Raw genomic sequence first — 26914 nt, forward strand, 5'->3', positions numbered from 1 at the left:
ACGTCTGTATGGGTGTCGTGCAGGCTGTGGGAAGTTGCCGGCGCGTGAGCGACAAGGTGCTGAGTGTGTGGGTCAGGCCAGACGTGTTTCCGCGACGTGGCGCTCGTGATCCTGCATCAAGGCTTCGTCCAGCTCGTCGTCCTCGATCCCCGGCTGAAATCGCAGTGGGCGCTCATTTCCGCCATCCGCAGCCGCATTCGATCCAGGCGAGCCACACCGCAGCGTTCGGATGCGTGTACGGTCCTTCGACCACCCGATGCTGTCGCAGGTGGTCTGCGAGCATTCCTGTCCCGGCCATCAGGTGCCCCACTCGAATTCGCGCCCGACCAGTTCGGGCATGTCCGGGGATGCGACGATTTCGGCGAAGTAGGCCGAGTTCGTGTCGGTGGCGTTGCCGTCGCCGGTGTGCTCGAAGATTTCGTCGAGAAGTTCTCCCTGGACACCTTCGACGGCCTGGAGTGGGAGGTGATGGAGGAACTCCCCGATTTCTGTACCCGGGTCGGCGACAACACGATGAAGATCTCCATACTCGCGGGCGACGGGGTCAGTCCCGGCACGATCGCGGCATGGTCATGTGATCACCACGGTTTCACCTACGAGAACATCCCGGCGGCCGAGGCGGCGTTCGTTCTCGAGGGCATCGCGAAGATCACCGACGCGAGCACGGGCGAGGAGACGCTGGTCCATGCCGGCGAGGGCTTCCACCTGCCCGTCGGGTGGTCGGGGAGCTGGGAGGCCGTCGAACCCGTCCGGAAGATCTACCTCTTCCTCTGACCCCGCGAGCCCGCTGATGCGTCAGTCCTTCGGTTCGGGGGACTGGCGTACCTCGTCTCGCTCGACCTCCCAGTACTCGGCGGCCGGGGTGGGATCGCCGAGCGGGTTGGGTCCGTAGACCGCGATCATGCGCGCGTACTGCGGCGCCCAGTATCGGCCGAACTCGCCCGCCGGCACCACCACGGTGTCGCCGGCGCCGGCGACGACGACGGTACCGCCGGACTCCACGTGCAACTCGCCCTCGAGGACGATGTTGACCTCGTCGTGCGGGTGGTGGTCTGCCCATCCGGCGGCGGTCAGCGACCATTCGGAGACGGCGACCGAATCCCACCCCTCGGGCTGCGGAGGGATGACCCACCGTGACGACACCCTCGGCTGTGTTCGGTGGACCTTCAGCGGTTCGTTGGGAAAAGATTGTGCGGGCACGTGATTCAGAATAGGCCACGGTATAGACTGACCGGGCACATCTCTAAGGCGATACGGACGCACACTGCATGCAGATCGGAAGCATCTCCCTACTGACCCCGCTCGGCTCTTTCGGGCGTGCCGACGAGATCGCCCAACGGCTGAGTGACGCCATCACGATCGGTCTGATCGGGGCCGGCGAGCAGTTCCCCACCGAGGTCGATCTCGCCCAGTTGCTGGGCGTGTCGCCGATGACCCTGCGTGAGGCGATGGCGGTCCTGCGTGACGAGGGTCTGGTCGAGACCCGCCGCGGACGCAACGGTTGGACCTTCGTGATCCCGAACGTCGAACCGCCCGAGGTTCCCGACCTCGACCAGTTGCGGTCGTTCAGCCTCGGCGGACTCCGCGATCTCGGCGACGAGCATCTCGCGGTCGGCGGGCAGTCGGCGCGGCTCGCGGCAAGTCGTGCGACGCCTCTCAATCTCCGGCGGATCGCGGTGCTCGTCGACCAGCTGGACCGCAGCGAGAGCCGTAGTGCGCGAATCCGTGCGGACAGCCGCTTCCACATCGAGATAGCAGTCGCCACCCGCTCGTCACGACTGCTGCGGCGTGAGGTCACTCTTCAGGCAGAGATGTGCCGGATGCTCTGGCTTCCACAGGTGATGAGCACGGTGACCGACTTCGCCAGTGTGGTCTCGGAGCACCGGGCGGTGGTCGAGGCCATCGACAAGGGCGATCCCGACGAGGCGAGGCACGCCGCCGAGGGGCACATCCACGCGAACATCCGTCGTCTCGCCACCACGAGGCTGACGTTCGAGGACGACGCCGAATGAACCACGCCGCCATCCATGGTCGGATCGAGAAGTGGCTACTGCAGAAGCAGTTGGTCCCGCTCGAAGCTCTGGTCGACGAGGTTGCCGGCATGGCGGCCGATGCCCCACTGACCGACGCCGGTCTCGCCGCACTGACCCCGACACTGGACGCCGAACTGGGCCGCTCCGCGGTCTCCGTCGGTATCGGTTTCGTGGCCGCACCCGGGAAGGTGCGTGGCCGCAGCCTGTATCTGCACTGGATGCAGCTGAGCGGAAGCCGATCGGTACCACTGAAACTCAATCTCGACCGTCGCGACGCCGACGTCTATGACTATCTCGAGATGGATTGGTACGTGCACGCGCGCGATCGGCGTCGGCCGGTGATCCAAGGTCCGTATCTGGACTATTCGGGGTCGGATCGGTTCGTCTTCACCCTCACTGTTCCGGTGGTCGTCGACGACGAATTCCTGGGTGTGGTCGGCGCCGATCTGCTCGCCGACCGCGTCGAGGCCTCGCTGTGCGGCATCCTGCGCAGCCACACGGGCCGGGCCCTGGTGGTCGGCGGCGATGGAACAGTGATCGCGTCGAACACGCCGGACTGGATGCCGGGGGAGACACTGCGGACGCATCCACGCGACGCCCCTGCGACCTTCGAGGCCGTCGAGCTCATCAGCGAATGGTCCGGCTGGAGCCTGGCCACGATCGAAACAGCAAGTTAACACAGTGGTTGCACAACTCCCTTGACTTAAAAACTCTAAATCTAGAAGATTTAAGGCATCCGATCAGGGAGGCCACAATGTCATCGGTATCGACGCGAAATGCACCACGGCTCAACGTCACTGACCCGGGCTTCGCAATCACTTCCGACCAGGTGAAGAACGCGCGGGACCAGAGTTGGTTCGCCGAGACCGAATACGGCCTCGCGGTCCTCAGGTACGAGGAGATGAAGGCTCTTCTCCGCCACCCCAAGCTCCGGCAGGGCAGCGCGGCCTGGCCGGCGCACAACGGGGTCACGGAGGGGCCGCTCGCACACTGGTGGGCGAGTTGGGTTCTCAACAAGGAGGGCGGCGACCACCGCCGGCTGCGGCGCCTGATGAACCCGGCGTTCGCGCCGAAACTCATCAACACTCTGGTGCCTCGCTTCCAGGCCCTGGCAGGCGAACTCGTCGATGCGTTCGCCGACCGCGGTTCCTGTGAGTTCATGTCCGAGTTCGCCGAACCGTATGCCGCACGGGTCATCGCGATCATGCTCGGACTGCCCGAGGACGAGTGGGAGATCATCGCGGCCGAGTCCACGACCATCGGGCTCGCCATGGGGGTCACGCTGAAGCAGGATCTGCCGCAGATCGAGGCGGCGCTCGCTCGACTCCATGACTATGCCGACGCCGCGATCGAGGCGCGGATCGCCGAGCCCCGCGACGACTTCGTCACCAAGCTCATCCAATCCGGTTCGGGTGACGACAAACTGAGCCGTGATGAGCTGCGTGATGTGATCGCGCTGCTCATCTTCGGCGGATACGACACCACCCGGAACCAACTGGGTCTGGCCATGCAGACGTTCGCCCGGAATCCGGACCAGTGGGACATCCTCGCCGAGCGGCCCGACCTCGGCGGAGCCGCGGTGGAGGAGGTCATGCGGATCAACCCCACCGTGCGCTGGGTGACCCGCGAGGCGATCGAGGATTTCGAGTACGAAGGCCTGGAGATCAAAGCAGGTACGACCGTGCACCTCCTCAGTGAATCGGCCGGCACCGACCCGCGGGTGTTCGGCGACGCCGAGTTCGACATCACCGCCGAGCGACAGCCCCACTTCGGCTTCGGTGGCGGAATCCACCACTGCGTAGGTCATTTCGTGGCCCGTTGCGACATGAGCGAGGCGCTGCCGCTCCTGGCCCGCCGACTCGGGCGGTTCCGGATCGAGGATTCGGCCACCTGGCTGCCGGATTCCGGCAACACCGGCCCGGTCAGTCTCCCGCTGACCTTCTCGTCCGCGCACTGATCTGATCGGGTCCGCCCGATCCCACTGCTCTTCTGCCGCGGCGGACACCGACGCCCGCCGCGATCTACCACCGCCACCCCTGGACAGCGTTGTCCCACCGGCGTACCCACAGGAAGGTTCTTCGATGAGTACATCCGCGCTCGACCAGCACCGGGAGGTCAACGCCGCCCCGGGTGCGCTCGACGCCGCCCTCGACGCGATCAAGCAGTACGGGGTCCGGTTCGTCTACTTCCAGGCCGTGACGATCACCTCCCGGGTGCTGGGCAAAGTCGTTCCGGCAGAACAGTTCGCCCGTCTGGCCACGCGCGGGGTGATGCAGCACCGCACCGCGATGGCCAACCTGCAGGCGGGGCGCGACGGCGTGCTGATGGCCGGCGGGGTCGGCGCTTCCGAGTACTGCGCAGTCCCGGATCTCGACACGTTCCAGGTGTTGCCGTGGGATCACTCGACGGCGCGGGTGTTCTGCAGTCTGTACGAGCCGGACCATCTCGAGGAGAACGCCGGCGTCCCGCTGGCCACCGACAGCCGCGGACTACTCAAGCGCCTGCACGCCTCGTTCACCGAACGCACCGGACTCGAGATGCGTACCGGTACCGAACCCGAGATGACCTGGGAAGGCGAGGGATTCGAGACCACCTTCCGTCCCGATTCGAGTCCCGCCTACCACATCGAGCACCTCGAGCGCTACCGCGCGATCTACCAGAAGGTCATCGACTACGCGTCCTTCATGGGGTTCGAGATGGTGGAGGGCGACTTCGAGGACGCCGGCCAGGTCGAACTCAACTGGATGTACGATCACGCGAACCTCACCGCCGACCGCCTGGTGACCTACCGGCAGATCTGCAAGCAGGTCGCCCGCGAACTCGGTATCGAGGCGAGCTTCATGCCGAAGCCGGGTGTCGGGTACATGGGCAATGGTTGTCACCACAACTGGAGCCTGTGGAAGGACGGCGTGAACGTCCTCGCGGAGCCGGGACGTTCCGAACTGCACCTCACCGACGCGGGACGTTTCGCCGTCGGCGGCGTCCTCAACCACACCCCGGGTGCGATGCTGGTCATGGGTTCGACGGTCAACTCCTACAAGCGGTTCTGGGACGCCGGGCAGTTCGCCCCGTCGCGGATCAACTGGGGTATGGACAACAAGACCTGCACGATGCGCCTGTCGTCCAACGGCCGGCTCGAGTACAAGCTCCCGGACGCCTCGTGCAATCCGTTCCTGACCCATGCCGTGCTGCTCGCGGCGATCGATGACGGCCTCAAGAACCAGACCGACCCGGGAGCGCCGACCGTCGGCGACATCATGAGTGAAGTGGACGTGGCACCGCGCGTGGCGGTGGTCGGCGCGGGACCGTCGGGTTGTTTCACCGCACAGCAACTCCGCAAGCAGTGGCCGGAGGTGGAGGTCACCGTCTTCGACCGGCTACCCACCCCGTTCGGGCTCCTTCGCTACGGCGTGGCTCCCGACCATCAGGGCACGAAGAACGTGATCCGGCAACTCTCGCGGGTATTCGACGATCGGACTCGCTTCGTCGGCAACATCGAGCTCGGCCGGAACCTGTCGATCGAGGACCTGCGAGCCGCGTTCGACGTCGTGGTCCTCGCGACGGGCCTCAGCGGAGACCGCCGTCTCGGCATCCCGGGCGATGACCTGCCCGGCATCGTGGGGTCCGGGCGCTTCACCCGATGCGTCAACGACCATCCCGCCGCCGGCGACCTGCCGACGGTGGGCCGGAGGGTGGTCCTGGTGGGCGGCGGCAACGTCGCCATGGACATCATCCGGCTGCTGTCGAAGCAGCCCGACGAATTCACCGGTTCCGATCTGCACCCGGACACCCTCGGGAGACTGAGATCGGAGGGCCCACGGCGGATCGACGTGGTGGTGCGCTCCACGCCCACCGACGCCAAGTTCGACCCGGTGATGATGCGTGAACTGGCGCACCTGGCGTCGACGGAGTTCCGCCTCGCCGATGCGGGGGTGCTCGCCACGGCAGAGTCCTCCGACCCGCGGAGTGCGGCCCTGGCCCACGTCGTCGAACGCGAGAGCCCGGCGGCACCGGCCACGACGGTGGTGTTCCACTTCGGATCGACCCCGGTCGAGGTGATCGGCACCGACCGCGCGGAGGCCGTCAAGGTGCGCACCGGCGTGCACACCACGACTCTCGCGTGCGACACCGTCATCACCGCAATCGGTTTCGAGTCGGCCGTAAACGACGACCTCGACCTGACGCTGTACCGCGACGCCGATCCGGGAGAGGATTTTCTTGCTCCGGGCCTGTACCGCACCGGGTGGCTGCACAGTTCCACCGGAGCGCTTCCCGAGATGCGGGCCCGTGCCCGGGCGTTGGCGGCCCGAATCCGCCGCGATCATGCCGGTCACCATCCGGCCCGTCCGGGTCTGGTGGCAATCCCTTACGAAGTGATCGACCGGACCGTCGATTTCGACGGCTCGATGCGGATCGACGAGGCGGAGGTCGCCTCGGCCTCGCCCGGCCGCATCCGGCAGAAGGTCCGCGAGGTCGACGCGATGCTGGCGTTGGCCCGCACCGTGCCGGCCGAATCGGTCTGCTGAGACGGCAGGCCTGCAGTGAACCCGAGAATCACCCGAACACCCGAGATGGAGTGTGGAGAATCATGACCGACGTAACTGTCCTGTTCGGAACCGAGACCGGCAACGCCGAGATGGTCGCCGACGACATCGCTTCTGCCCTGGGGGAATTCGATATCGAGGCCACCGTGGTGGGGATGGAGGACTTCGACGTCGCAGATCTGGCCGCCTCCGGCACGGTCGTGCTCGTCACCTCCACCTACGGAGAGGGTGAACTGCCGGCGACGACCCAGCCCTTCTTCGATGCGATGAAGGCGGCCGAGCCTGACCTCACGGGTCTGCGGTTCGGGGCCTTCGGCCTCGGCGACAGCACCTACGACACCTACAACAACGCGATCGACATCCTCGTCGGTGCGGTGACAGACGCAGGAGCGACACAGGTCGGCGCAACGGGCCGGCACGATGCCGCGTCCTTCCAGCCGGCGGACGGACCCGTGGCCGAGTGGGCCAAACAGTTCGCCGAAGCCCTCTCTGATCGAACTCGACGAGGAGGACATGAGATGACCGCTGCGTCCATCGATCGCGAGCTCGTGCCGTGGTCGGATCCCGAATTCAGGAACAACCCCTATCCCTGGTATAGGCGACTGCAACAGGACCATCCGGTGCACAAGCTGGAGGACGGCACCTACCTGGTGTCCCGGTACGCCGACGTGAGTCATTTCGCGAAACTGCCCATCATGAGCGTCGAACCCGGATGGGCCGACGCCGGGCCCTGGGCGGTCGCGAGCGACACCGCGCTGGGTTCGGATCCCCCGCATCACACCGTGTTGCGCCGGCAGACCGACAAGTGGTTCACGCCGAAACTGGTGGACGGCTGGGTCAGGACCACCCGTGAGCTGGTCGGCGACCTGCTCGACGGTGTCGAGGCCGGTCAGGTGATCGAGGCCAGGCGCGACCTCGCCGTCGTCCCCACCCACGTCACGATGGCACGCGTCCTACAACTACCCGAAGACGATGCCGACGCCGTGATGGAGGCGATGTTCGAGGCGATGCTGATGCAAAGCGCGGAGCCCGCGGACGGCGATGTCGACCGGGCTGCAGTCGCTTTCGGCTATCTGAGTGCGCGCGTCGCCGAGATGCTCGAGGACAAGCGGGTGAACCCGGGCGACGGCCTGGCCGATTCGTTGCTCGACGCCGCCCGCGCCGGGGAGATCACCGAGAGCGAGGCTATCGCCACGATTCTGGTGTTCTATGCCGTGGGGCACATGGCCATCGGGTACCTGATCGCCTCGGGTATCGAACTGTTCGCTCGTCGGCCCGAGGTTTTCACCGCATTCCGCAACGACGAGTCAGCACGTGCGGCGATCATCAACGAGATGGTCCGGATGGACCCGCCACAACTGTCTTTCCTGCGGTTTCCTACCGAGGACGTGGAGATCGGCGGTGTGCTCATCGAGGCCGGATCGCCCATCCGCTTCATGATCGGTGCGGCCAATCGCGACCCCGAGGTCTTCGATGACCCGGATGTCTTCGACCACACCCGCCCGCCTGCGGCCAGCCGCAACCTGTCGTTCGGTCTGGGGCCGCATTCCTGTGCGGGACAGATCATCTCGCGTGCCGAGGCAACGACTGTCTTCGCCGTGCTGGCCGAACGGTACGAGCGGATCGAGTTGGCCGAGGAACCCACCGTGGCGCACAACGATTTCGCCCGGCGCTACCGAAAACTGCCGATCGTCCTGTCCTGAAAACCGATCCGATCTCACCTGCCCGCGACCCGCGGGCAGCTCGATCCACCCGAGAGGAATCATCATGTCCGACACGCTCGCGTCCGCTGCCGCGGTCCTTCAGCGCCCATTCGTCGAACGCCTCACCGGCGAGTGTGACGGGTCGCTTGACGGCGATCTCCTCGGTGCGCTCGTGCTCTTCGCCGCCGTAGACGTCGGTGAACTTGACGGTGATGTTCATTGGCTGAGTACCTCTATCTGTGCGGGTGGATCGTGGCGGTATTACCGCCGAGGTGGCAGGGATCGGGGATGCGCGCAGGCCTTGCTCGCCGGGAGGCGCGGTCCTGCCTCTCAGCTGGATTGGGTAGTCGCCCGCGTCGAGAATCTCGACGAGCCAGTCGATCAACTGGCCCTTGCTCATGCGTGACCAGCGCAAGGGGGCCTCGTAGACATCGCCTCGTGCGCAGTCACGCATCAAGCCATAGGCAACCGAACGTGGCTGGCAGTTGAGCCAGGAGCGCAGGTGATCAGTCACAGGTCACCGCGCAGTCCTCGAGGTCCACACACTCGATGAGATCCGGGTCGACCGGATTGCAGCACTGGCAGGCGCAATCCGCAGTGTGAATCTCACATTCGCGGCCAGTATCGGTGTGCCACAGGTAGTGCAGCTTCGCCTCGCCGTCGTCGACGACGTACCTGCCTTCCTCGGCATTGCCTTCCGCGCTCGACAGAGAGCCCGTCAGGGCGCAGGTGCCGATGTGCTCCAGCAGTTTCGGATAGATCAGCTGCAGGAATCCGTCCTCCGGCATGCGAGAGTGACCCCACCGGCTCTCGTAGTTGACGATGCTGATCGTCGTGTGCGGACAGCTCATCTCTTGGTCCCCCTCGTCACGACGAGCAGCTCGGTGCCGAGCGTCGTGTAGCCCTCGATGGTGGGAGGCATCTTCGTGCTGAACATCAGTTCTCCTCTTGCGCGAGCTCGCACCGATTCGCCAGCTGACCTGGTCCTCCACCCGGTGGAAGCGGTCAGCGGCTGCGGTGGCGAGATCGCGAGTCGTTGGGATGGGGTGTGCCGCCAGGCCGGCACCGAGGTGTACGACCTGGCGGTCGGGCATGTCGACCATGTGCCCTCAGGGCACCACCTGCTCGGCGGTCAGGCGCACGGATCGCCAACCGATCCGCTCGCAGGCCCAGGCGGTCTCGCCGACGACCACAACGTCACCGACGCTCAGAGACCGCAGCCCGCGGTCGCGATAGGTAGCGGCTGTGAAGAAGTCGTCGATCTCGAGGACTTCCTCAGGCGCGTTGAACACGACGAATGCATGTGAACAGATCGCCGCCGGATCGGTCAGGGCAGTGGGATAGTCGAATACCCGCACCAGCCTGTGCCCATCCTGGTACCCACAGAAGCTGTCGCGGTCGGTGTTGTGATAGATCGTGACGGTCATCGTCTCAGGCATTGGAGTCCTCCTCCTGTGAGAGCTTTGTGCTGGTCGCGTCGATGTCGCCGACGACTCGTGCGCCGTCGACCACATGGACCGGCGCGCCGTCCGCACTGCGGACCTTCTTGATCTCGGTGTACGCGGCACGATCGGTCCAGCTCCCGCCCACGATCGATCGGATCGTCACGGACTTCGCATTGACGCGCACGACGTGGTGCCAGCTGCCGACGTAGAAGATCTGGTCACCCTTGATCACGACGTTCTTGCTGTAGGGCGTGACCTTCCCGTCAGCGAGCTGTTGAGCACGAACGCCCTCCCAATAGGCCAGCTCATCGGCCACCCGCTCGATCTCCTCGAGGACTCGTTCGCGGTGGGCACCCGTCGCCGGCTCATGCTTCTCGATTTCCTTCAGCCCGGTCTGGCTGTTGGTGAACAAGGTTCGGCTGTAGCCGTCGCGAGTCCGTTCGTAACCACGCAGCTCCGCGGCCAGCTTCTCGATGCGGCGCGCCACCGTCACCGGCGCGTAGCGAGCCTCCGTGGTTCTGGCTGCGGCGTCGGCACGACCTCGCGCAGCTGCGGCCTCACGTTCGGACGTCACTGCTTTGCCGAGGGCGTCCCAAGCCTTCTCCACCGATTTGCGGTGCCGATTCTCAGAATGGTGGCCGACCTTGATGGGTTCTCCACCCTCGGGCAGGGCGTTGTAAGCAGCGCGTTCGGCGCCCCATGCAGTCTCGGCGGCGGCAGCCTTGCGGTCAGCTTTCGCGTCGAGAGCCTCCACTCGGGCCTCTTGGCGGGCGACCTTGTCGGTTTCGACCTCCGCCGCAGGCCGATAGCTGTCGTCGACGTCGATGGTGACCTCGAAGCCGGCCTCGCGCAGCGCAGCCGCGGTCGTATTGATCTGGTAGGTCTTCGCGCGACGATCCCGGGACTGCGGGATGTACCAGGAACCCAGGTTGCGTGACCAGCGCCACCGGTGGGTCTTGAGGATCTCCCTGGAGCCGTCGTCGCGGCTCGTTCCGTCGATGAGGGTGCCGTCGGCGTGGGTATGGGTGATGGTCAGTGTGGACATCGTGAAGGAACCTTTCGGGTGAGATCTGTGGTCGTCAGTGGAGTCGGTACTCAGCGCGCAGGACCGGATACCGGCCGGCGAGGTTGGTGACGATCGCGACAATCGGCCGCCAGTAGGTCGAGGTGCGGTACGCGCGGGCTTCGTGATGCGTACACATGACCCAGTCGCCGTCAGTGACAGTCGGCCGGTTCGTGCAGTCGAAGTAGTCGCAGTGCGGCTGGGTCAGCTCAACGGCTCGCAGAGAGTCACTCATGGGTGCTTCTTTCGTGAGGGGATAGCTCACCGGTCGGTGTGGGGAGCACGAGGGTCGTGGCGCAGTCCTCGGCCATCCGTCGAGGCACGCCTTCGCCCGGGCCGCGTGCCGCGCGGCCATGCCTGGTGACCAAGACCGTGTCCGTTGACGGATGAACAGGCGCATTCATCGCTAGTCAACAAATTCGCGTTGGAATGGTCAGTGGAAACGCTCAAGGAAACGACAGATACATGGCGTACGACCGTGAGATCGGTCCGCAAAGAAACAAATAGCGCCTGTCGAACGACATCAGCGTTGATTCAGATCGTTGGTCCGCGAAAATCAATTCAGAGAAGCTGAACAGCCTCCACGCTCGGCCCGTGTTGCAGCCGTTCTGCACCATCGGAAGGGGCATCTCGACGCACAAGACCAGGGGTCTAGTCGGGCCACAGCGAGACCGGCGAAGGTGCGTGACCTGGCTCTGCTGCGGGCGCTCATGCGGCCCCAACGGGTCCCGCATCGTCGCCACGTTCGGTGCACAACTCCGGCACGCCCCTGACCCCCTCAACGGGTGCAAACCTGTCTCCCGCAGCACCCTCCGGGTGCCTTCTCCAAGGAGTCTCGAGTTGGTCCGGTCACGGTTCCGTCCTGGTCTCGTGACCCCGACCGGGCCGGGCCACGAGGGGCCTCCAGCCGTCTGCGATTCGTCAGTCAATCCGACCCAGTGACGTCATCACACGGCACGACGCAGAGCGTGCCAGCCGGTGTGGTGAGCCGCGCAGTGTCCAGGGCGAGATTCGCGGAGCAGAACTGACACTGGCACCGAAGGAACGCTGACCGGCGTCCCCAGAACCGGCTCGGCAGACGGCCGCCGCATGTCGAAGAAGTGATGCAGCAGCCGTGCTGATCGACGGCCACGCGGGGCGTGGCCACACCCCAGCGAGGCCACGAGCTGGTGGAGATCCGTCGGGCCGCCAGGACACCGCCTCCAGGTCTCGATGAACAGAGGGCTCGACCCGGGCAGCCGGCCGCCCCTGATCCAGCAATGCGCGCCCGGGGCGCGTCACCGGCCGGCAGGACGTAGCGGCGCCACGAGGTTGCGAGCGAGCGAGCAACCGACCCGCTGCGGGCACAGGCGCGCCAGCGCCGAGCACCGCAGCAGAAGCACAGCCGCAGCGGACCAGGGCACCCCGCAGGGGGCGCCGAGAGGTGAGCGTAGGGAGGTCGCGCAGCGACCGGACGAAGCGATCCGAAGGCGATAAGGACCCTCGCGCAGCGAGGGCGACGAGGCGCCAGCCGAGGAGGTCGTCCCGGCTCTGCCGGGCTAACGGAGGTGGAGGGAGCGCAGCGACCGGAACCGCAGTGACGTCACGACTCCTTATGCCCTTTTCGTGTAGCGCCACAGCATGCGGCAACGAGCGTCAGCGAGTGAAGCTTGCGCCCGTGGCGAACTGGGGAAACATGAGAGCATGGCCGTCCTTGCGCCCGGCCGCAAGACCGTGAGAGTACCTCGGAACGAGGGGGCGCAAGGACGGTTCCGTTCACGGATTTCCCCAGTTCAGAGCGGGTACGCCTTGCGTAGTATGGGCTAGGTCACTGACGCAGGTGGCGCAAGGCCCGCTTTTGGCCTTGTGGCAGCTCAGAACCGCCGGCGAGCGCAGCGAGTGGCGGGGCTGCAGGAGTCGATGGCGTCAGTGTTGCGGGTCGCGCCAGCGGCACGCCTCAGCACGGCGTGACCGTCCCGTGGCGCCAGCCGCGGGCCCCTGGTTGGGAGCACCCGTGTGTGACAGCAGGCGGCGTCAGCCGCCGGTCCCAACCTCCGTGGAGGTGTAGCGGTGTCGTGGGTCCGATGCCCGCGCGTGAGCGCGCTCGAAGAGAAGCAGGCATCGGTGAGGGCCCCACGACACCGCGGAACCGCAGCGGCCCCGGCGCGAGGTCGATTCGGCGCCGAAGGCGCATCAGGTATCAGCCGGGGCGTCGAGGTCTGTTCGCTCGTGCCCCCGATGTCGGGTAGCAAGGCCGGTCGCGACTGCGGCCGGCAAGCGGTTGCGGCCACCGGTGCAACCGGCCTTCGATGCGAGGGCCGAGGCCGCGTCGATGCGATCGCAGGTGGGTGGCGGCCCCGTCCGATGGAGGTAGTCCGGGTCGACGGGGGCTTGTCACAAGCTCGGCTTCAGGACCTCGATCCGCGGGCGGTTCAGGCCGTTGCAGACGGCTCGACAGGGCTGCCGCGAGATGGGGGGTGACGTCACTACAGTGGCGTCTCAAAGAGGTCGCTGAGGGTGGGCGGCGGCCGCCGCGTCCAGGTCGCCGATCCCCTGTCGCCTGCCAGCTTCACCGGCCGGCGACAGGGCCCCGATTTGAGCTCAGCGGCGATCTGGCACCTCGAGCTCGGCCACGAGCTCACGCAGCCGCCAGGCTGCCATCTCGGCTGCCGTCGTGTGGCAGCAGAGGCGACACAGGACTGACTCATTCGCCCGCCCGTGGGTGGCGGCCGCAGCGGGTTTCCGCGGCCGCCGGCGGACCAACGGGACGCCGACCAGGTCACCGAAGGTGGGTAGCTCACCTGGTCCCACGGGCGGGCGGAGGAGGCTGTTCCATCGTGCGCAGGAGTATTTCTGCGACGGCTATTTTCGGCGCTAGGGAAAAAAATTTCGCGCCGCTGACGCGGCGATTGTTTGAGCAATTCGACACCTCCGACGCAGTGATATATCCACGTCGCCAAAAAATGGTCGTCAAACAAATCGAATGCGCGGTATCGAAATGGTCGAAAGGTGCCGCGGACCCATTATGCGCTGTCCGAGATAGCAACTGAAAGGATATTGTTCGCGCAATAGGTGGCTCGCAGTTGTCCGTGTAACTGTCTGGCTGTGGACTGTATCAGCGGCTCCAGTCTCCCTGAAGTAAGCGCTCGTGCGACCTAAGAGCCGGTCACGATGTCTGTGAAGCGCCGTATAACTGGCCCTCGACGCGAGGTCTCAATCGTATCGGACGCCGAAGAGACACTATTACCGGCGCACAACTGTATCTTTGTCGGCGATCTGACACTCTAGCGCCAGTTATACGGACGGTCGGCTGGATACAGAGCGGCGCGGACACCCGGTGTCGAGCGCGGAAGAGACGGTATAACAGTCGCTGATCGCGCTGATGAATTGTCGTGCCGCCGCGAGTTCGCGGTCACAGTGTGTTCCCCCGGCGGTGAAAAGACGAACCCGCACCCCGCCAGGGCGGCAGGGGTGCGGGTTCAAGCGGGGACTGCTGTGCGTGCACATGCCACCTCTGTCATGGGGGTGACAAATTGTCAGAGGGTCGTCGGCGCTCCAGCGCGAGCCGCCAGACCACGGGCCGATGACCTCGTCCCAGGTGCTCGACCAAGCGTTGGTCGCCGCGGACAATGACCCCTCGGGCCTCCATCGCGGCCAGCCTGCGACCGACCGTCCGCACGCTGCACCGGGCCATCGTCGCGATGGTGGACTGATGTGGGCACACATTGTCGCCGCGCGGGTCAGCGTGGTACGCCATGGCGAGGAGGACCATGTGTTCCTGGGCGTCCGTCACGTCGGTGTGAGTTAGAGCCCAGCTTGTGGCTTGGCAACTCATGCCGGCTCGCCCGCGCTCACTGGGCCGTAGATGTATTCACGGAGAGAACGCGCCGTGATGCGGACCGTGACGCCGCGAGCACGTCGGCCGATGGGCTGGAGTTTACCGGCGTCGATGAGACGGTCAACGTGCCGTTCTGAGCACTTGAGCCGGGCCATCACCTCGGGCTTCGTGAACGCTTGGAGGTCGTCTTCGGTAGATACGGAGGGAATGTGTGCGGCGGGCATGGTAGATCGCCTCCGTTCAGGATGGGGGTGCGGGTTCTTCGGGGTAGGCCTGCGTTGTGCGTATCCATTGACGCCGGTCGCAGTCGTGATGAGGTAGGCAAGTTCGTCAACGTGCGAGGCCCAGCTATCCAGCAGGCGCTTGGCTTCCGCGATCAAGTAGAGACCTGCTTGCATCTCATCGCGGCGGGACCTGTCCTCTACTGGCTCGGGGAGGTTGTTGTACGCATTGACCTCCTCGCGATGGACCGCGTCAAGTTCTTCGGACAGAGATTCGAGGAGTGTGCGCAGGTTGACATCAGCACGCTGAGCGATGCCGTCAAGCTTCTTACGACGTTTATCGTTCACGGCGATCATCCTTAACGGGCGAGTTGATGGGCAGCGATCGATGGCTCAGTCCGTACAGGTAGTGCAGGCCGTCCGCGATGTCGGCCCACTCGTCGATGACACCTTTGGCGACGTCGTTGACGAACACCTCGGCGCGATCGACGTCAAGATCCACAGTCGGCATGATGCCGTTGATGTGTAGGAAGACGTTGGCACTCGCCCAGGAGGTGCGCTTGTTGCCGTCGACGAACGGGTGATTGCGCGCGAGCGAGTGCATCAGCGCCGCTGCTTTGTCCCAGAGGTTCGGGTACGCCTCAACACCGAACACTGAGGTCAGCGGTCTGGCGACGGCGGCCTGGAGTAGACCCTCGTCCCGCACGATCAGCTGCTCGCCACACGCCACCGAACCGGCCGTGAGGACGTCCTCTCGATCCAGAAAGTCTGTCATCGCAGCCTTTCGTTCAGCTCCGAGGACCAGGATGCGACCGACTTCGCGGCGTCGAGGACCCGGCGACGATGCTCGCTCGCCCGGTCGACCGCGGCGTCGTGGACAAACGGCTTGAGCGAGACGCCGGCGCTCTCAGCGGCGGCCTTGATCTGAGCGTGCTCTTCCTCGGTGAACTCGATGTTCAGTGACGGCATGTCAGCTCCTCTCGTTGCGATCTAAGGTACCGGTTCCGGTACCAGAAATAGTGCCTACTGTCGGAGCCGGTCGTACCTCGATGGTGACTTGGTCGGCCGACATGTCGGCCGACCTGGCCCGGAAGTGGCTCCGCCGCTTCCCCTCGTTTCACTCACGGCGTTCGTTCGAGTGAAAAGAGGAACCCGCACCTGCCATGAGGGCAGAGCGCGGGTTCCAGAGATCGTGACGCGGTGATCTTGCGTCGGTTCACATCAGATGCAGCTGTTGCTTTCGCCCCTGATGAGATCAGCCAGTGCCACGGCGTAGGCGTGGCGGGCCTGCTCCACCGCGGCTTGTTCCGCAACGGCGGGACCGGTGTCGCACGCTTCGTCCATCGCCATGATCGCGGCAGCGAGCACGACCCGTGCGTTGGCTTCAGCGGCGCGGAGCTGCGGGTGTTGTTGTCGAGCACAGGCCAGCCGGTGAACGGCGGCGACGTGCTGGCTCTCGGTGATCACAGGTTGGTGGGTCGTGGTGGACATGATCTCTCCTGCTCGGAATCAGTACTGCTGACGACGAGGCGCTTCCGCTCGTCCGCCCGGTGGCCCGCGACGCAGGTCACCGGGCGGCTGTGAAGCTGCCGTGCGCTGCCCACCGCCCGAACCCGGGCTGTGCGCTGATCACGCCAGCATCAGCTCAGGGAGCTCGAGGTCATCGACCGACGACGCCAGCGTGAGAACGTCCTCGGTCGTTGCGCGCGGTGCGAAGCCGTCGCGCAGGAAGCCGTGGAAGTCAGCGGGGCGGCGATTTTCGATGCCGTCGCGCAGTATGTCGCCGCCGGTGCTCCCGGCGTCGCCGTAGAACGCTTGGATGCGCACACAGCCGGTCGCCCGGTTCGCACGGTAGTGAACGAGAACGAAGCAGGCGAATGATCCATAACCGTCCAGGGCGATCCCCCACGCTTTGCCGTGGTCGGGATGCAGCGCATGGAACTCGACGCCGACGGCGCGGCACGCTTGTATGGCCCGGTCAGTCGGAGCGTCGGTGAAGTACTTTCGTGCCATCAGTCGATCCTTTCGCTGGTGGAAGCAGGGATGCTGTGACCTCGTCCGACGGTGGCTACGCCAGCCGATGACGGTCGACTGCTTGCCGAGCGCAACGGAAAGAGCCCGCACCTGCCGTGAAGCAGGTGCGGGCTCTCTGGCTGTCAGCACGGACCGATCGGGCCTGCAACGTCGATCGGCTTCGCGCGACCGGTACGCCCCGCTACCTGGTCAGAGCACCCATTCCTCGAGGTTTTCGTCGAATCGGGCCACCCGGGTGTGCCAGGGCGGAGTCTGGCTCACCTCGGCGACTATCTCAGCCGGATCGACCCGCTCGCTGTCTCGCAGAGCGTAGTTCCAGGTCGTGCTCTGTTCAGTGGTCCCCAAGGCCAGGGACATTGAGAGCTCGGCGCCGGCACCTCGGTAATGCTCGCTGGTCTCGTCGTTGTAGGAGTAGTTGTGCGCCTCGAAGCGGTAGCTCATTGACGTAGGGATATTCAGGCTCGGAATGAGGGCAGCTGTATGGCGCCGCCCATATCTGCGAATCTCCCGGGTCACCGACCAGCCTTGCTTCGCTGCGGTCACCATCATCTGGACGTGCTCGGCAGGGCTCATGACGGGCTCGCCAGCTGTCCCAGCATGACGAGGAGCTTCGATCCATCGCTTGATGGCCGCGGCGTCCCAGTACTGCGCCTCCCCGCTCCGCGGACAAACCCCCACATATGAGCTGGGGGTCGGTCTGCTGACCTGGGAATCCACGCAGATCAGGTTCGGCTCGGAATCCGACGTCGTCTTCCCGTCAGCTTCCACGGACAGCTCCGGTGCGACCTTCCTCAGGTATAAGAGCCATCCGATGGGTGCGTGGAAGTCGTATCCCAACCCCTCGAACACCAGGCTCACTTCGTCGATGTTCCCGCCGGCCACAGCCAACTCCATGAGTTCGGCGAACTCGGCCGGCATGTTTCTGTTTGTCACGTCAGCATCTTCTCCTGCACTCAGAGGCATGGCGGTTCTATCGAGCTGCGGTCGTCGGTCAGCTCCGCAGCCAGCCGCATGATGTCGTCGAGGTCGATCTGACGCTGCTCACCGCCGGAGTTGACTGCGACGGCCCTGCCTGAGAGGTATCGGAATTTCTCGTTACCTACCTCGGTGAAGATCGCGACCTGGTCGGGGGTGAGATGTGCAGAGACGAGGTCGGCGAGCGATTCGTGGTCGCTGGGTACTGGCGATTCCTCGTCGTCGATTCCGAGCCGCATGGCCAGGGAGTCTTCGTCGAAGCTGGGCCATCCCTCGGAGCTGAACAGTGCGACGCGCCCCTGCTTGTCGGTGTCGAGGACGAGATCGCCTGTGCCGCCGAAACTGCCGACCGATAGTCCGTATCTCTCCAGGTCACTGATCAGTGCGGTGACGTCGCGTACAGCGAAGCTGTTTGTGCGGGCGAGAGCTGTGTACGTGCTCATGGTGTTACTCCTGAGTGGATGAGGATGCGAATGTCGAGAACGTTCAACCTGCGAGTTCAGCCCAACGTTCGTTGAAGCGGCTCTTCTCTTTGGGAGCCGCGAGCGCGGGTGCCACGACGAAGAATCGTTCGATGGTCGGGAAGAGTGTTCCGCGTTGATGCTGGTAGAGCCGTGTGAGCCGGTCTTCGCCGATCACTGACGTGGTCAGACCTTTGGCTGCGCCGTCGGCGGCGAAGCGATCGAGTTGGGCTTGGAGGTCCTCGCGTGTACCGGTGGTGCGGATCCGTAGCGATCTGTCGACACTGCCTGCAGCAGCCGAGTCGCCTTTGCGTGAGGAGATGATCCTGCGGACGTCGTAGAGGGCGTGGGTCTGTCCGGCGAGGAGAACCTCGAACGCCTCCAGGACGGTGGTCATGTTCTCGGCGCGGATGAGGTCGATCAGCCGTTTGCCGCCGATCAAGCCCTGTTTGGGATTGAGTGCGAGCGCCAGGTGCTCCATCAGCAGTGCGCGCGCGGCGACAGCCGGCTCGGCGCGGTAACGCTCGAGCATGTGTTCGCGACCTGCCTTGCTACCAAAGCTGAAGGGGCAGAAGGTACATGCCGATTTCCCCACACTGTCGCCGACGACGGACACCGTGTAGTTGACGGCGTCGGCGCGGTACCAGCCCCAGTCGATCAGGGGGTACTCCCCCGTCCTGACCGCGGTGTTGTAGGACCGGTCTTTGTCGGCCCGGCGAACCTCGCCGGCCTCGAACCCGATGACGTGCCGGTAGGGCTGTCCGCGGGTGATCGCCGCGATGACCGGGTCGAGAGCGTCGCCCTTGCTGTGAACCGAGCACATTCGGGCACCGCCGCTTTGTGGGATCGTGCCTGCTTCGGTCATCTCGGACCAGAGCGAGTACCCGCCCTCGAGGTACAGGCGTGTGGGGTGACGCGAGTCGTCGAGCACGACGACGCCCTCACCGGCTTTGGTGACGTGACGCCGGGCTCGCCCCACCTGGATGAAGCGGACGCCGGCGGCGGCCATCCGAGGCAAGATGTGCGTTTCGACAGCTGCGCGGGTCGATTCCCACTCGTTGCCGGTCATCGCCGTGACCACGGCCAGATCCGCGAGGTCGAAGTCGCGGGACGAAGGGTCTTCGAGCCACCGCAGCAGAATCGCGGTCGAGTCCTCCCCGAGCCCGTAGCTCAGCACATAGGTGGGAGTGATCTCTAAGTCGTTGACGGTCAGGACATTTGGGGTGGACATAGAACTCCGAAGGAGGACGTGGATGTTTTCATCCCGTCCCGCGGTGGCTTCGCCAACCGATGCCCTGAGGTCGTCCTCCTACCCTCATGACCTGGCAAAACAGAAGAACCCGCACCTGCCATCAGAGCAGAGTGCGGGTTCTGTGATGGGGGTGGCGGTCAGTCAGCCGACGGCCGGTCCTCGGTTTCGGTTGCGACTGCGCGAAGCCAGTCCGGGACGTCGCGACCGTCGTACTCGCGGATCTCGATGGCGGCGCGGGCCGCGGCGGCGGCGACTCGAGGGCGTGGCCTGCGCTGAACGGCCTTCTTCTCGGTGCTGGTCATCGCTGGTCCTCCTCGGTATCTCCGGTTCCAGTGTCCTCTGTCCTGGTGATGCGCGCCAGTTCTTGCGAGGCGGCGAACTCGGCGATCTCCACGAACATGGCGCGTTCGGTGTTCGTGATGAGTTTGGAGTTGATCACGGTGCTGTAGAGCCGCCAGCCGAGTTCGGCTTCACGATCATTCTCGCTGATGGTGTGCTCGAGGCACCATGTGATGCGTTGCCAGGCTTGGGCACGGGCGTCGGCGAGAGTGCGTTGGCGGATGGTGGCGATCACTCCGGCGATACCAAGTACGCCGACGATCAACGTGACCCAGGCTTGTGCTGGCATGGGTTGGCCTCTTTCCTGCTGTGGGGCGGGTCGATGAGGATGATCAGTGGTGTCACCACGCGGCCGCGATCGCGCGGCTGCGCTGTGCCCCGCGGGTGCCTTTGCGGCGGGCGGGTATGTGCTTGGACGCAGCCGAGGAACGACGCAGCTCAAGACGAGCGCGCAGCTGCTCCGGTGACGCCGGAGTGCCCGAGTGGGACTTCTTCTTGGTCGCCATGGCTGGTTCCTTCCTGGGTCTATTCGTATCGGATGAACAACGTGACATCGTCCATCTCCTGGTCGGTGGTGAGTTCGGTGAGGATGTCGAGCATGTAGGTGATGGCGTCGTGCAGTTCCGGGAGCTCGAATGCGAGATCGGCGATGTTGAGCCCCGGTTTCCCGGGTGAGAGGAGCTCGGCGGATGCTATGGGGAACCCGATTCCTTCGTCGGAGGCGGCGGCCAGATCGAAGGCTTCGGCGATCGACGGATCAGAACCGGAAGGGGTGAAGGCCTCGCGCAGGGCGTCTCGGTAGCTCCTCGACGACGGGGTCCACAGAGCCGGGATCAAGCGTAGTCCTTGGTGGGTACGGGCGACGATGGTGATGACAGCTGAGGATGCCACGATATGTCTCCTGGTCAGAGTGATGCGAGTGTGTGCGAGTTGGTGACCTCCGCAGGATTCGAACCTGCATCGTCGGCGTCGCCGGATGCTCTGCCGCCGAGCTTTCGCGGCCCCAGGGCCGCGACCGAGGAGTTGAACCTCGGGTCCTTCCGGATTCCTGCCGTGCTCTGCCAATTGAGCTAGGAGGTCTGACCCCACCTGCCCGGCCAGGCACGAGTCAGCAGTGATCAACTGCTGACCTGCGGATTCGAACCGCATCGGTGGGGGTTTTCGCAGGTATTCGCCGCTCTGGGCGCGCGGCGGGATGAGCCGCCGCACTTCGGAGTCGAACCGCTCCTGCGAAGCTTGGGGTGCGCGGTTACGCGTAGACCGGCACCTCGATTGAGGTGAGGTGTTCCAGGGCCCTGAGCACGCCGTTGGTCCCGTTCAGGACCAGACCGCCGTCGCCGAGTACCCACACGACTGCATCGAGGTCGGTGTGGCCCAGCGTGACGGTGGTGTTCAGCTGCTCGGGGTGGACAAACTCGAGGCCGGCGAGGACGAGTTCTGTGACCGCAACGCCTTCGAGCTCGGCGACGGCCGTCAGTGCCATGCTGGTCTCATCGCTAGCCTCTCCGAGGTCGATCGGGTATGCATCAAGGCGCTTTGCGGCGTCGGCGCTCGCCGGCAGGACCAGCAGTGTCAGCTCGGAGCGGTCGATGGTGGTGACGGTCGTGACAGTCATGGTGTACTCCTGCTCAGAACGCGCGCAGACCAGGACGGCCGCGGGCAATTGGTTGCTTCACAGTTGTCTCGGAGTTGGCTCCGCCAACTGCGCTGCGTCCATGACTGACTCGCTTCTTCGGGGGCTCGAATGGACCCCGCGTAGTCCTGTCCAAACAGGGGGTGTCGCTATGCGGAGCGAGCGTGACTCCCCCGCCGGCCGTGGTCGTGCGGACGAGCGACGATTCGAAGCGGGGATCGCCCACCTGCACCGCTACGTCGCCGCGCATGGTTCGAGCTCTCCCCCGCGCGGCGCGAGGATCGATGGGTTCCCGATCGACGTCTGGGTGACCAGCAGGCGCACCGACTACCGCAAGGGCCGACTGTCGGCCGACCGGATCGAACGGCTCGAGACCGAGTTCCCTGACTGGCGGTGGAGTGTGCGCGGCGCGCAGTTCGACGTCGGGGTGGCGCATCTGCGCCGCTACGTCGCCACCCACGGGACGAGCCTCGTGGGTCAGCACGAGGTGGTCGACGGATTCGCCCTCGGACAGTGGGTGACCAACCGTCGCGCCGACTACCGCAAAGGCCGACTGCCGGCGGAGCGGATCGAGGTGTTCGAGCGCGAGTTTCCGGACTGGCAGTGGTCGCCGCAGGCCGCGTCGTCCGCGGCCGCATTCGAGGCCGGGGTCGCGCACCTGCACCGCTACGTCGCCGCGTACGGCACCTCCAGCGCCCGCCATCGGGCTGTGATCGACGGATTCGCGATCGGGCAGTGGGTCGCCAACCGGCGTGCCGACTACCGTCGGGGCACGTTGCCGGCGGAGCGAGCACGTCGCCTGGAGGCCGAGTTCGACGACTGGCGATGGACGGTCCGCGCCCCACACGGGCTTAGCCACGGCGCGCGCGGACCCAGGAGTGATGAGGAGGTGCGATGAACCTTGCTGCGGCAGTAGCGGAACGGGTCGCAGAGAAGGCGGCGCAATCTCCCGGGTCAGTACAACTGATATGTAGAGAAGTTTGTCAAGTTCGCAGGGCGAGGTACCGCCGGGAAGCTATCCCGGCGGTACCTCTGTGCTTCATGAGCGATCTGTGTGGTGAGCGTGTCGTATCACGACGCGCGGTCAGACTGATATTCGCGGATTGGGTACCGCAGGAAGGGGTTTCGGCTGGATCGCGACCGCGTGTCTAGGGTCGAGCGTCAACCCATGACCGGGTTTGCTCATAGTTGTATCGCGGGTCGATCCACGCGCTGTCACCACCGATCGGCTCATAAAGCAGGCCAATTGCTGTCAGCAGTCCATCACGGCCAACGACCAGCACCAGCCGGCCAACTCACGCGCGATGGCGACGTTGGCAATGACGGGGCGTTTCCGGCGGTCAAGGAAGTTCACCCACCGCTGATGGAGGCGACGGTTACCTTCATCGCCACGCACCCGAGCCGCTGCGGGAGCCTGTTCCCAGCGTTCCCGCATCACCGCACCGACGTGATAGCGCGCCCGATGGTGCCAGGCTGCTTCGACGAGCAATCGGCGGGCATGGGTGTTGCCGGTCTTGGTGATCGCCCCCTGCACCCGCGACATTCCTGAAGAATATTCGCTGGGAACCAACCCGACGAATGAGCCAATGCTGTTGCCGGTGAACCGATCCCAATCACCGATCTCCACGGTCAACGCGAACGCGGTCAGCGTGCTCACTCCACGCAGGCACGACATCCGCCGCACGATCGGGGTGAACTCACTATCACCGGCCATCGCTACGATCGCCACGTCCAAACGGTCACGTCGAGCTTTCATCGTCAATACGTGTTCGTAATCGGCATCGAAGGCCACCCGTGTGGCCGCCCCGGTCAACGCCGACGCTGCGACTGTTCGCAACCACCGGTCATGCGCGCCGGTCCAGGCCGTCCCACCGTCATAGACCAGGCCGTGACGCAGCAACAGCTTCGATAACCGATGACGTGCCCGCATCAAATCACCCCGACAGTCCTCGCGGGCCCTGACCAGATCACGCGCGGCTTCCTGGGCGACAGTCGGGATGCACACCGAAGTGGTCTCGCCAAGCCGCAGCAACCTCGCCAGGTGAATCGAGTCGCGCACATCGGTCTTGACCCGGTCACCGACCGGACGCTGCAGCTTGCTCGGCGCAACCACCTCGCAGCGGATCCCTGCCGCGGTCAGGTCCCGGTACAGCCCGAAGCCGGTCGGACCGGCTTCATAGGCCACCGCGACAGGGCCTGGCAACGTCGCCAGCCATGATCTGACGTGCTCAAACGACGGCGTCAGCCGCGCCTGATGAAGCTCACTTGTTTGGCCGTCAAGAGCAGCCGCGACGATCGATCGTGCGTGCACATCGAGTCCTACACTCGTACGCTCTGTAAACACCGGGGCCTCCCACAAATGTCGGATAGGCCGGGCAGGCGCCTCCTGCTCGGTAACCCACGAGTCTTTGTGCGTGAGGCTCCGGCCCGCAACCCCCCAACACACCATCGGGGAGTCACCCATACCGTCTAGTGACCGTGAGTGGATCGATCTGCTGTTTCGAGTTCGAGGATTGAAGTCTCTACCGGCCAGGTGAAACGAAAACAGCGTCCCCATCCCTATTCAAGGGATGGGGACGCTGCGATGTCCTCGTGGGCGCCCGGTCAGCCCGCCGTCGACGTCACTTCGTGGGTGACGTTCTCGCCCGTGTCGGTTGAGCGGACGAGCTCGGCAATAGCATTGAGCGCGTCGACCCGCGCCGCTGCGGTCTCTTCCGGACCACACGGCGCTTGAGTGTTGCGCGCGAGACGATCCAGGACCTCTCGGATCGGAATGAGGGCTTCCTCGGCGGCGGCAATCGAAGTGGCAGCCACCACGTCCCAGTCATCGGGCACAAGCGCGGTCGTTGTATCTAGCGATTCGACTGCACGATGGGCTGCTTCAAGGGCGGGATTGGGCATCTGTGCTCCTCATGCGGTTACTCAGCGTCTGAACGAGGCAGGTCTTCGTTGTCGAATAGATACGAAGGATACTGCTGCCGAGTCAGAACCGGCTGGTCACCAGCGTCTCGCTGGTGTGCCCGATGACCTGGACGTCGGCGTTGATGTTGCTGTCGATCACCCTGTTGGCCAGGCTCGAGGCGAACATCAGCACACACTGATCGACGGCCTCGCCGACTGTCGTATCGGCATCGAACTTCATGATGTGGCAACGTTCGACGAGGCCGAGGCCCGGGACGTGCGCGGCCAGGAAGATGTCGGTGCTGAACTGGTCGTCGCTGCCGACGCCAATGAGCGCGCGCACCCGAATAGGGGATCCTCCGTCGACGGAGACGGTGATTGCCGCCTCGTCCGCGATGAACAGCGCGGGAGGCAAGACCGTCAGTCGGTCGACGTTCGAGCAGAGCGTGTCGGCGCGCGGGCTGTTCCGCCGGCGGCCGGGAAAGGTTGCTTGCACGACAAAGAGCATGATTTCTCCAATGGGAAGGTCAGTGGGCGCCATTCGTGGCGGTGAGGGAGCAGTTTTAGGTCGGTGCTCAGGACGGTCGTTGCCATGAGGTCCGACCGACTTAACGGGAGAGGTGGCAGCACCTCGGGGAATCCTCATCGAAACAACGCGTTCCGGAAGGCCGGGGCGACGGCCTGACTGGGCCGCGATCGAGTGTCACTACGAAGGAGAAGATCTTCTCGCTTGCGTGTGCGCCATCTCGTCGAACGAGTCAAACAGGCTTGGCCAATCCTGGGGCGCGTCGAGCACCTGCGGGTCTAGTCGCCCCGAGGCGATCGCCAGACGCACGCCTATGTGTTCAACGCCGGAGACGGCCAGCCAGCCGGCGCAGGCGTCTTCAGCGCCGACAGGCGACTTGTGGCAGGCGAACATCGGAGCACCCAGCGGCGCTTCCTCGCCTGGGCTGCCCGCCGTGTCGGCAAGCGCATCGAAGCGTTCCCGGCTGAACTGCCCAGGAGCGACATCGCGACGCCACGGGCACTCAGCGCAGGGCCGCCGACGGTGCGGGAATGCGGCCTCTCCCCTACTCGTCATCGATCCGCGTTCGCTACTCGCTGTCACGATGGCTCCATCTCTGTGTACGTGCGATCCATGGACGTCAGGACGTCTTCTTCGACGCCGGTGCGCAGGTTCTCAAGGTAGGCCAGCACGCGGTCTTTCGGATGTCCGTGCGGGTACCGCTTCGACGGGGTGTCGTTCACTTCGGCGCCGATGACGTACGAGGTCGACCAATGCGCTTCGAACTGCTCCATCGTCTCGATGCCGAGCTGCTCGGCAACGTGGGAAAGAACGCAGTGCTTGGTGCCGCATGGGCTCCGGAACGTCGGTCCCTCCCACCAGGAATCGGGCGACGTGGCGCGTACGACGGTTTCGACTCTGTCGAGTAGACGTAGAGCTACGGGATCTTTGAATGCCGGGACGAACTCGCTGTCGTCGTCGCGTGACACCGCAACGCCGTCTCGAACCTCGAGCTGCGTCATATTAGTTCCTTTCAAGACAGTTGTACCGGCTCATTGACGGCTTTATAGTCACGGTTCCCGCGCTGGTGGCACTATGCGCCAATGTAATGTCTGTTCGCGGACAGAATTACGGTCTGTTTGCAGACGGTAGGTGTGTCCGCACTCTCCCCAGTCCGATCGCGATTCCGTAACAGGTCATCGTGTGTGAGCTACACATCGGCGCGGATTGATGAGATCTGTCAGATCTTCGAGACGGAGAAGGATGACGGGTCGATAGCCTCCCAGTCGCCGCCGGGCGCAGTCCGATGGTCGAGTTCATACTGAGCGGAGTACTTCGACAGGTGGCCGTCGGATACCAGTACTCCATCCCGAAAGATTCCGAACTCGTTGATGGGATTGCCGGCGAAGTCCGCCGCAATCCTTCGTGTGCGGTCTTTCATGGTCCCCCTTGAGCGTTGACGACGACGCACCGACGCGTGTGTCACTGTGACGATTCGCGGCGCAATATCGAGAGTGTGATGTCCGGAGTCTGCCCCGCCGTTGGCTGCGCCAACACGCTCTTATCGCCGACCCATCGACCCGGCAGACAGCAATAATTGGTATACCTGTATTACTGGTATTACTGGCAATACTGGCGACCTGGCTCGGTGTGAGCGGGCCGGGCGGCGACGATCTTGCCGAATCTATCGGCAGGAGATGCCGTTTATACCAGTAATGCTGGCATAACTGTCGCCTGGAGGCGCTGCCAACTGAAACCATCCTGACCTGCACAAAAGCAATAGCAGCATTGCTGGTACCACTGTGATTACAAGCAAAGTGCCTACATAACAAGTAATACTTGCATTCACAGGATTGACGGTGATACTTTCTCTCTGGTAAAGCCAATCGCCATCTATGCAGGTAACACTGTGATAGCCAGTAATCCCGGTAATCCCAGTAATGCTGGCAAATGAGCGTGCACGGTACAGACCGAGACGGAAGGTAACG

Annotated in this window: 32 protein-coding genes; 8 read left to right on the plus strand and 24 right to left on the minus strand. The window is 64.6% G+C overall.

All coding sequences use genetic code 11. From position 1 onward, the window contains the following. Nucleotides 1-105: 105 nt before the first annotated feature. Nucleotides 106-774, plus strand: coding sequence for a cupin domain-containing protein (locus KTR9_RS27200; protein WP_148281128.1), 669 nt, complete (start codon nucleotides 106-108; stop codon nucleotides 772-774). A 21-nt stretch (nucleotides 775-795) separates the two neighbouring features. On the opposite strand, the gene KTR9_RS00650 is transcribed toward KTR9_RS27200, so the two are convergent. Beyond that, nucleotides 796-1200: a cupin domain-containing protein gene (locus KTR9_RS00650; RefSeq protein WP_044505537.1), complete on the minus strand. Its 405-nt coding sequence runs from the start codon at nucleotides 1198-1200 to the stop codon at nucleotides 796-798. A 68-nt stretch (nucleotides 1201-1268) separates the two neighbouring features. Here KTR9_RS00650 and KTR9_RS00655 point away from each other — a divergent pair, with 68 nt between their 5' ends. The 6 genes from KTR9_RS00655 (at nucleotide 1269) to KTR9_RS00685 (ending at nucleotide 8686) form a co-directional block, all read left to right on the plus strand. Beyond that, the gene (locus KTR9_RS00655) at nucleotides 1269-2012 is read left to right on the plus strand and encodes a FadR/GntR family transcriptional regulator (protein ID WP_014924761.1); all 744 of its coding nucleotides are present in this window, start codon (nucleotides 1269-1271) and stop codon (nucleotides 2010-2012) included. Next, entirely contained in the window at nucleotides 2009-2710 is a 702-nt protein-coding gene (locus tag KTR9_RS00660; RefSeq protein WP_049942552.1) for a cache domain-containing protein, read from the plus strand. The genes KTR9_RS00655 and KTR9_RS00660 overlap by 4 nt, the downstream gene beginning before the upstream one ends. A 77-nt stretch (nucleotides 2711-2787) precedes the next feature. Continuing rightward, entirely contained in the window at nucleotides 2788-3990 is a 1203-nt protein-coding gene (locus KTR9_RS00665; protein WP_014924762.1) for a cytochrome P450, read from the plus strand. Nucleotides 3991-4114: 124 nt separating this feature from the next. Next, entirely contained in the window at nucleotides 4115-6559 is a 2445-nt protein-coding gene (locus KTR9_RS28240) for an FAD-dependent oxidoreductase (RefSeq protein ID WP_014924763.1), read from the plus strand. A 62-nt stretch (nucleotides 6560-6621) separates the two neighbouring features. Continuing rightward, the gene (locus tag KTR9_RS26680) at nucleotides 6622-8280 is read left to right on the plus strand and encodes a cytochrome P450 (RefSeq protein WP_014924764.1); all 1659 of its coding nucleotides are present in this window, start codon (nucleotides 6622-6624) and stop codon (nucleotides 8278-8280) included. Nucleotides 8281-8344: 64 nt separating this feature from the next. After that, a complete protein-coding gene (locus KTR9_RS00685) occupies nucleotides 8345-8686 on the plus strand; it encodes a hypothetical protein (RefSeq protein WP_044505538.1) in 342 nt (113 codons plus the stop codon). A 100-nt stretch (nucleotides 8687-8786) separates the two neighbouring features. Here KTR9_RS00685 and KTR9_RS00690 read toward each other — a convergent pair whose 3' ends face one another. From KTR9_RS00690 to KTR9_RS00770, 17 genes are all read right to left on the minus strand, one after another. Then, nucleotides 8787-9068 carry a hypothetical protein gene (locus KTR9_RS00690; protein WP_148281129.1) on the minus strand — a complete coding sequence of 94 codons (282 nt, stop codon included), beginning with the start codon at nucleotides 9066-9068 and terminating at the stop codon, nucleotides 8787-8789. A gap of 321 nt (nucleotides 9069-9389) precedes the next feature. Further along, nucleotides 9390-9707 (minus strand): hypothetical protein, encoded by a 318-nt coding sequence (locus KTR9_RS00695; protein WP_044505540.1) that lies wholly within the window; start codon nucleotides 9705-9707, stop codon nucleotides 9390-9392. A gap of 4 nt (nucleotides 9708-9711) precedes the next feature. Continuing rightward, the gene (locus KTR9_RS00700) at nucleotides 9712-10770 is read right to left on the minus strand and encodes a DUF3560 domain-containing protein (protein ID WP_014924767.1); all 1059 of its coding nucleotides are present in this window, start codon (nucleotides 10768-10770) and stop codon (nucleotides 9712-9714) included. Between the two features lie 34 nt (nucleotides 10771-10804). Next, nucleotides 10805-11023 (minus strand): hypothetical protein, encoded by a 219-nt coding sequence (locus KTR9_RS00705; RefSeq protein ID WP_044505541.1) that lies wholly within the window; start codon nucleotides 11021-11023, stop codon nucleotides 10805-10807. 3575 nt (nucleotides 11024-14598) lie between these two features. After that, on the minus strand, nucleotides 14599-15174 hold the full coding sequence (locus tag KTR9_RS27870) for a helix-turn-helix domain-containing protein (protein WP_238553844.1): 576 nt from the start codon (nucleotides 15172-15174) through the stop codon (nucleotides 14599-14601). After that, nucleotides 15164-15601: a type II toxin-antitoxin system death-on-curing family toxin gene (locus KTR9_RS00725; protein WP_014924775.1), complete on the minus strand. Its 438-nt coding sequence runs from the start codon at nucleotides 15599-15601 to the stop codon at nucleotides 15164-15166. Before KTR9_RS00725 ends, KTR9_RS27870 begins: the two co-directional genes overlap by 11 nt. Continuing rightward, nucleotides 15598-15795 (minus strand): hypothetical protein, encoded by a 198-nt coding sequence (locus KTR9_RS00730; protein ID WP_014924776.1) that lies wholly within the window; start codon nucleotides 15793-15795, stop codon nucleotides 15598-15600. The genes KTR9_RS00725 and KTR9_RS00730 overlap by 4 nt, the downstream gene beginning before the upstream one ends. 252 nt (nucleotides 15796-16047) lie before the next feature. After that, nucleotides 16048-16317 (minus strand): hypothetical protein, encoded by a 270-nt coding sequence (locus tag KTR9_RS00735; RefSeq protein WP_014924777.1) that lies wholly within the window; start codon nucleotides 16315-16317, stop codon nucleotides 16048-16050. Nucleotides 16318-16455: 138 nt separating this feature from the next. Continuing rightward, on the minus strand, nucleotides 16456-16839 hold the full coding sequence (locus KTR9_RS00740) for a hypothetical protein (RefSeq protein WP_014924778.1): 384 nt from the start codon (nucleotides 16837-16839) through the stop codon (nucleotides 16456-16458). 210 nt (nucleotides 16840-17049) lie between these two features. Continuing rightward, complete coding sequence (locus tag KTR9_RS00745; RefSeq protein ID WP_148281130.1) at nucleotides 17050-17793, minus strand: hypothetical protein; 744 nt, start codon at nucleotides 17791-17793, stop codon at nucleotides 17050-17052. Nucleotides 17794-17813: 20 nt separating this feature from the next. After that, nucleotides 17814-18278: a hypothetical protein gene (locus KTR9_RS00750; RefSeq protein WP_014924780.1), complete on the minus strand. Its 465-nt coding sequence runs from the start codon at nucleotides 18276-18278 to the stop codon at nucleotides 17814-17816. A 43-nt stretch (nucleotides 18279-18321) separates the two neighbouring features. Then, a complete protein-coding gene (locus KTR9_RS00755) occupies nucleotides 18322-19527 on the minus strand; it encodes a hypothetical protein (protein ID WP_014924781.1) in 1206 nt (401 codons plus the stop codon). A 158-nt stretch (nucleotides 19528-19685) separates the two neighbouring features. After that, nucleotides 19686-19850 carry a hypothetical protein gene (locus tag KTR9_RS27580; RefSeq protein ID WP_158409740.1) on the minus strand — a complete coding sequence of 55 codons (165 nt, stop codon included), beginning with the start codon at nucleotides 19848-19850 and terminating at the stop codon, nucleotides 19686-19688. Next, entirely contained in the window at nucleotides 19847-20176 is a 330-nt protein-coding gene (locus KTR9_RS00760) for a hypothetical protein (RefSeq protein WP_014924782.1), read from the minus strand. The genes KTR9_RS27580 and KTR9_RS00760 overlap by 4 nt, the downstream gene beginning before the upstream one ends. A 52-nt stretch (nucleotides 20177-20228) precedes the next feature. Continuing rightward, the gene (locus KTR9_RS27585; RefSeq protein WP_014924783.1) at nucleotides 20229-20393 is read right to left on the minus strand and encodes a hypothetical protein; all 165 of its coding nucleotides are present in this window, start codon (nucleotides 20391-20393) and stop codon (nucleotides 20229-20231) included. Between the two features lie 19 nt (nucleotides 20394-20412). Next, nucleotides 20413-20778, minus strand: a complete 366-nt coding sequence (locus KTR9_RS00765) for a hypothetical protein (protein WP_014924784.1) — start codon at nucleotides 20776-20778, stop codon at nucleotides 20413-20415. A gap of 358 nt (nucleotides 20779-21136) precedes the next feature. Continuing rightward, nucleotides 21137-21502: a hypothetical protein gene (locus KTR9_RS00770; RefSeq protein ID WP_044505546.1), complete on the minus strand. Its 366-nt coding sequence runs from the start codon at nucleotides 21500-21502 to the stop codon at nucleotides 21137-21139. Between the two features lie 169 nt (nucleotides 21503-21671). On the opposite strand from KTR9_RS00770, the gene KTR9_RS00775 reads away from it, so the two are divergent. Continuing rightward, entirely contained in the window at nucleotides 21672-22418 is a 747-nt protein-coding gene (locus KTR9_RS00775; RefSeq protein WP_014924786.1) for a helicase associated domain-containing protein, read from the plus strand. 354 nt (nucleotides 22419-22772) lie between these two features. On the opposite strand, the gene KTR9_RS00780 is transcribed toward KTR9_RS00775, so the two are convergent. The 6 genes from KTR9_RS00780 to KTR9_RS00800 form a co-directional block, all read right to left on the minus strand. Continuing rightward, nucleotides 22773-23864 carry an IS110 family transposase gene (locus tag KTR9_RS00780; RefSeq protein ID WP_044505579.1) on the minus strand — a complete coding sequence of 364 codons (1092 nt, stop codon included), beginning with the start codon at nucleotides 23862-23864 and terminating at the stop codon, nucleotides 22773-22775. A 260-nt stretch (nucleotides 23865-24124) separates the two neighbouring features. Next, nucleotides 24125-24421 (minus strand): hypothetical protein, encoded by a 297-nt coding sequence (locus KTR9_RS00785; RefSeq protein ID WP_044505547.1) that lies wholly within the window; start codon nucleotides 24419-24421, stop codon nucleotides 24125-24127. Between the two features lie 82 nt (nucleotides 24422-24503). Then, nucleotides 24504-24962, minus strand: a complete 459-nt coding sequence (locus tag KTR9_RS00790) for a hypothetical protein (protein WP_137811321.1) — start codon at nucleotides 24960-24962, stop codon at nucleotides 24504-24506. Nucleotides 24963-25127: 165 nt separating this feature from the next. Continuing rightward, nucleotides 25128-25529 carry a DUF6283 family protein gene (locus tag KTR9_RS27875; RefSeq protein ID WP_014924789.1) on the minus strand — a complete coding sequence of 134 codons (402 nt, stop codon included), beginning with the start codon at nucleotides 25527-25529 and terminating at the stop codon, nucleotides 25128-25130. After that, entirely contained in the window at nucleotides 25526-25948 is a 423-nt protein-coding gene (locus KTR9_RS00795; RefSeq protein ID WP_044505549.1) for a hypothetical protein, read from the minus strand. Before KTR9_RS00795 ends, KTR9_RS27875 begins: the two co-directional genes overlap by 4 nt. A 218-nt stretch (nucleotides 25949-26166) precedes the next feature. After that, nucleotides 26167-26367: a hypothetical protein gene (locus tag KTR9_RS00800; protein WP_044505550.1), complete on the minus strand. Its 201-nt coding sequence runs from the start codon at nucleotides 26365-26367 to the stop codon at nucleotides 26167-26169. Nucleotides 26368-26914 lie beyond the last annotated feature (547 nt).

Source organism: Gordonia sp. KTR9 (assembly GCF_000143885.2).
In the GTDB taxonomy this organism is placed as follows: domain Bacteria; phylum Actinomycetota; class Actinomycetes; order Mycobacteriales; family Mycobacteriaceae; genus Gordonia.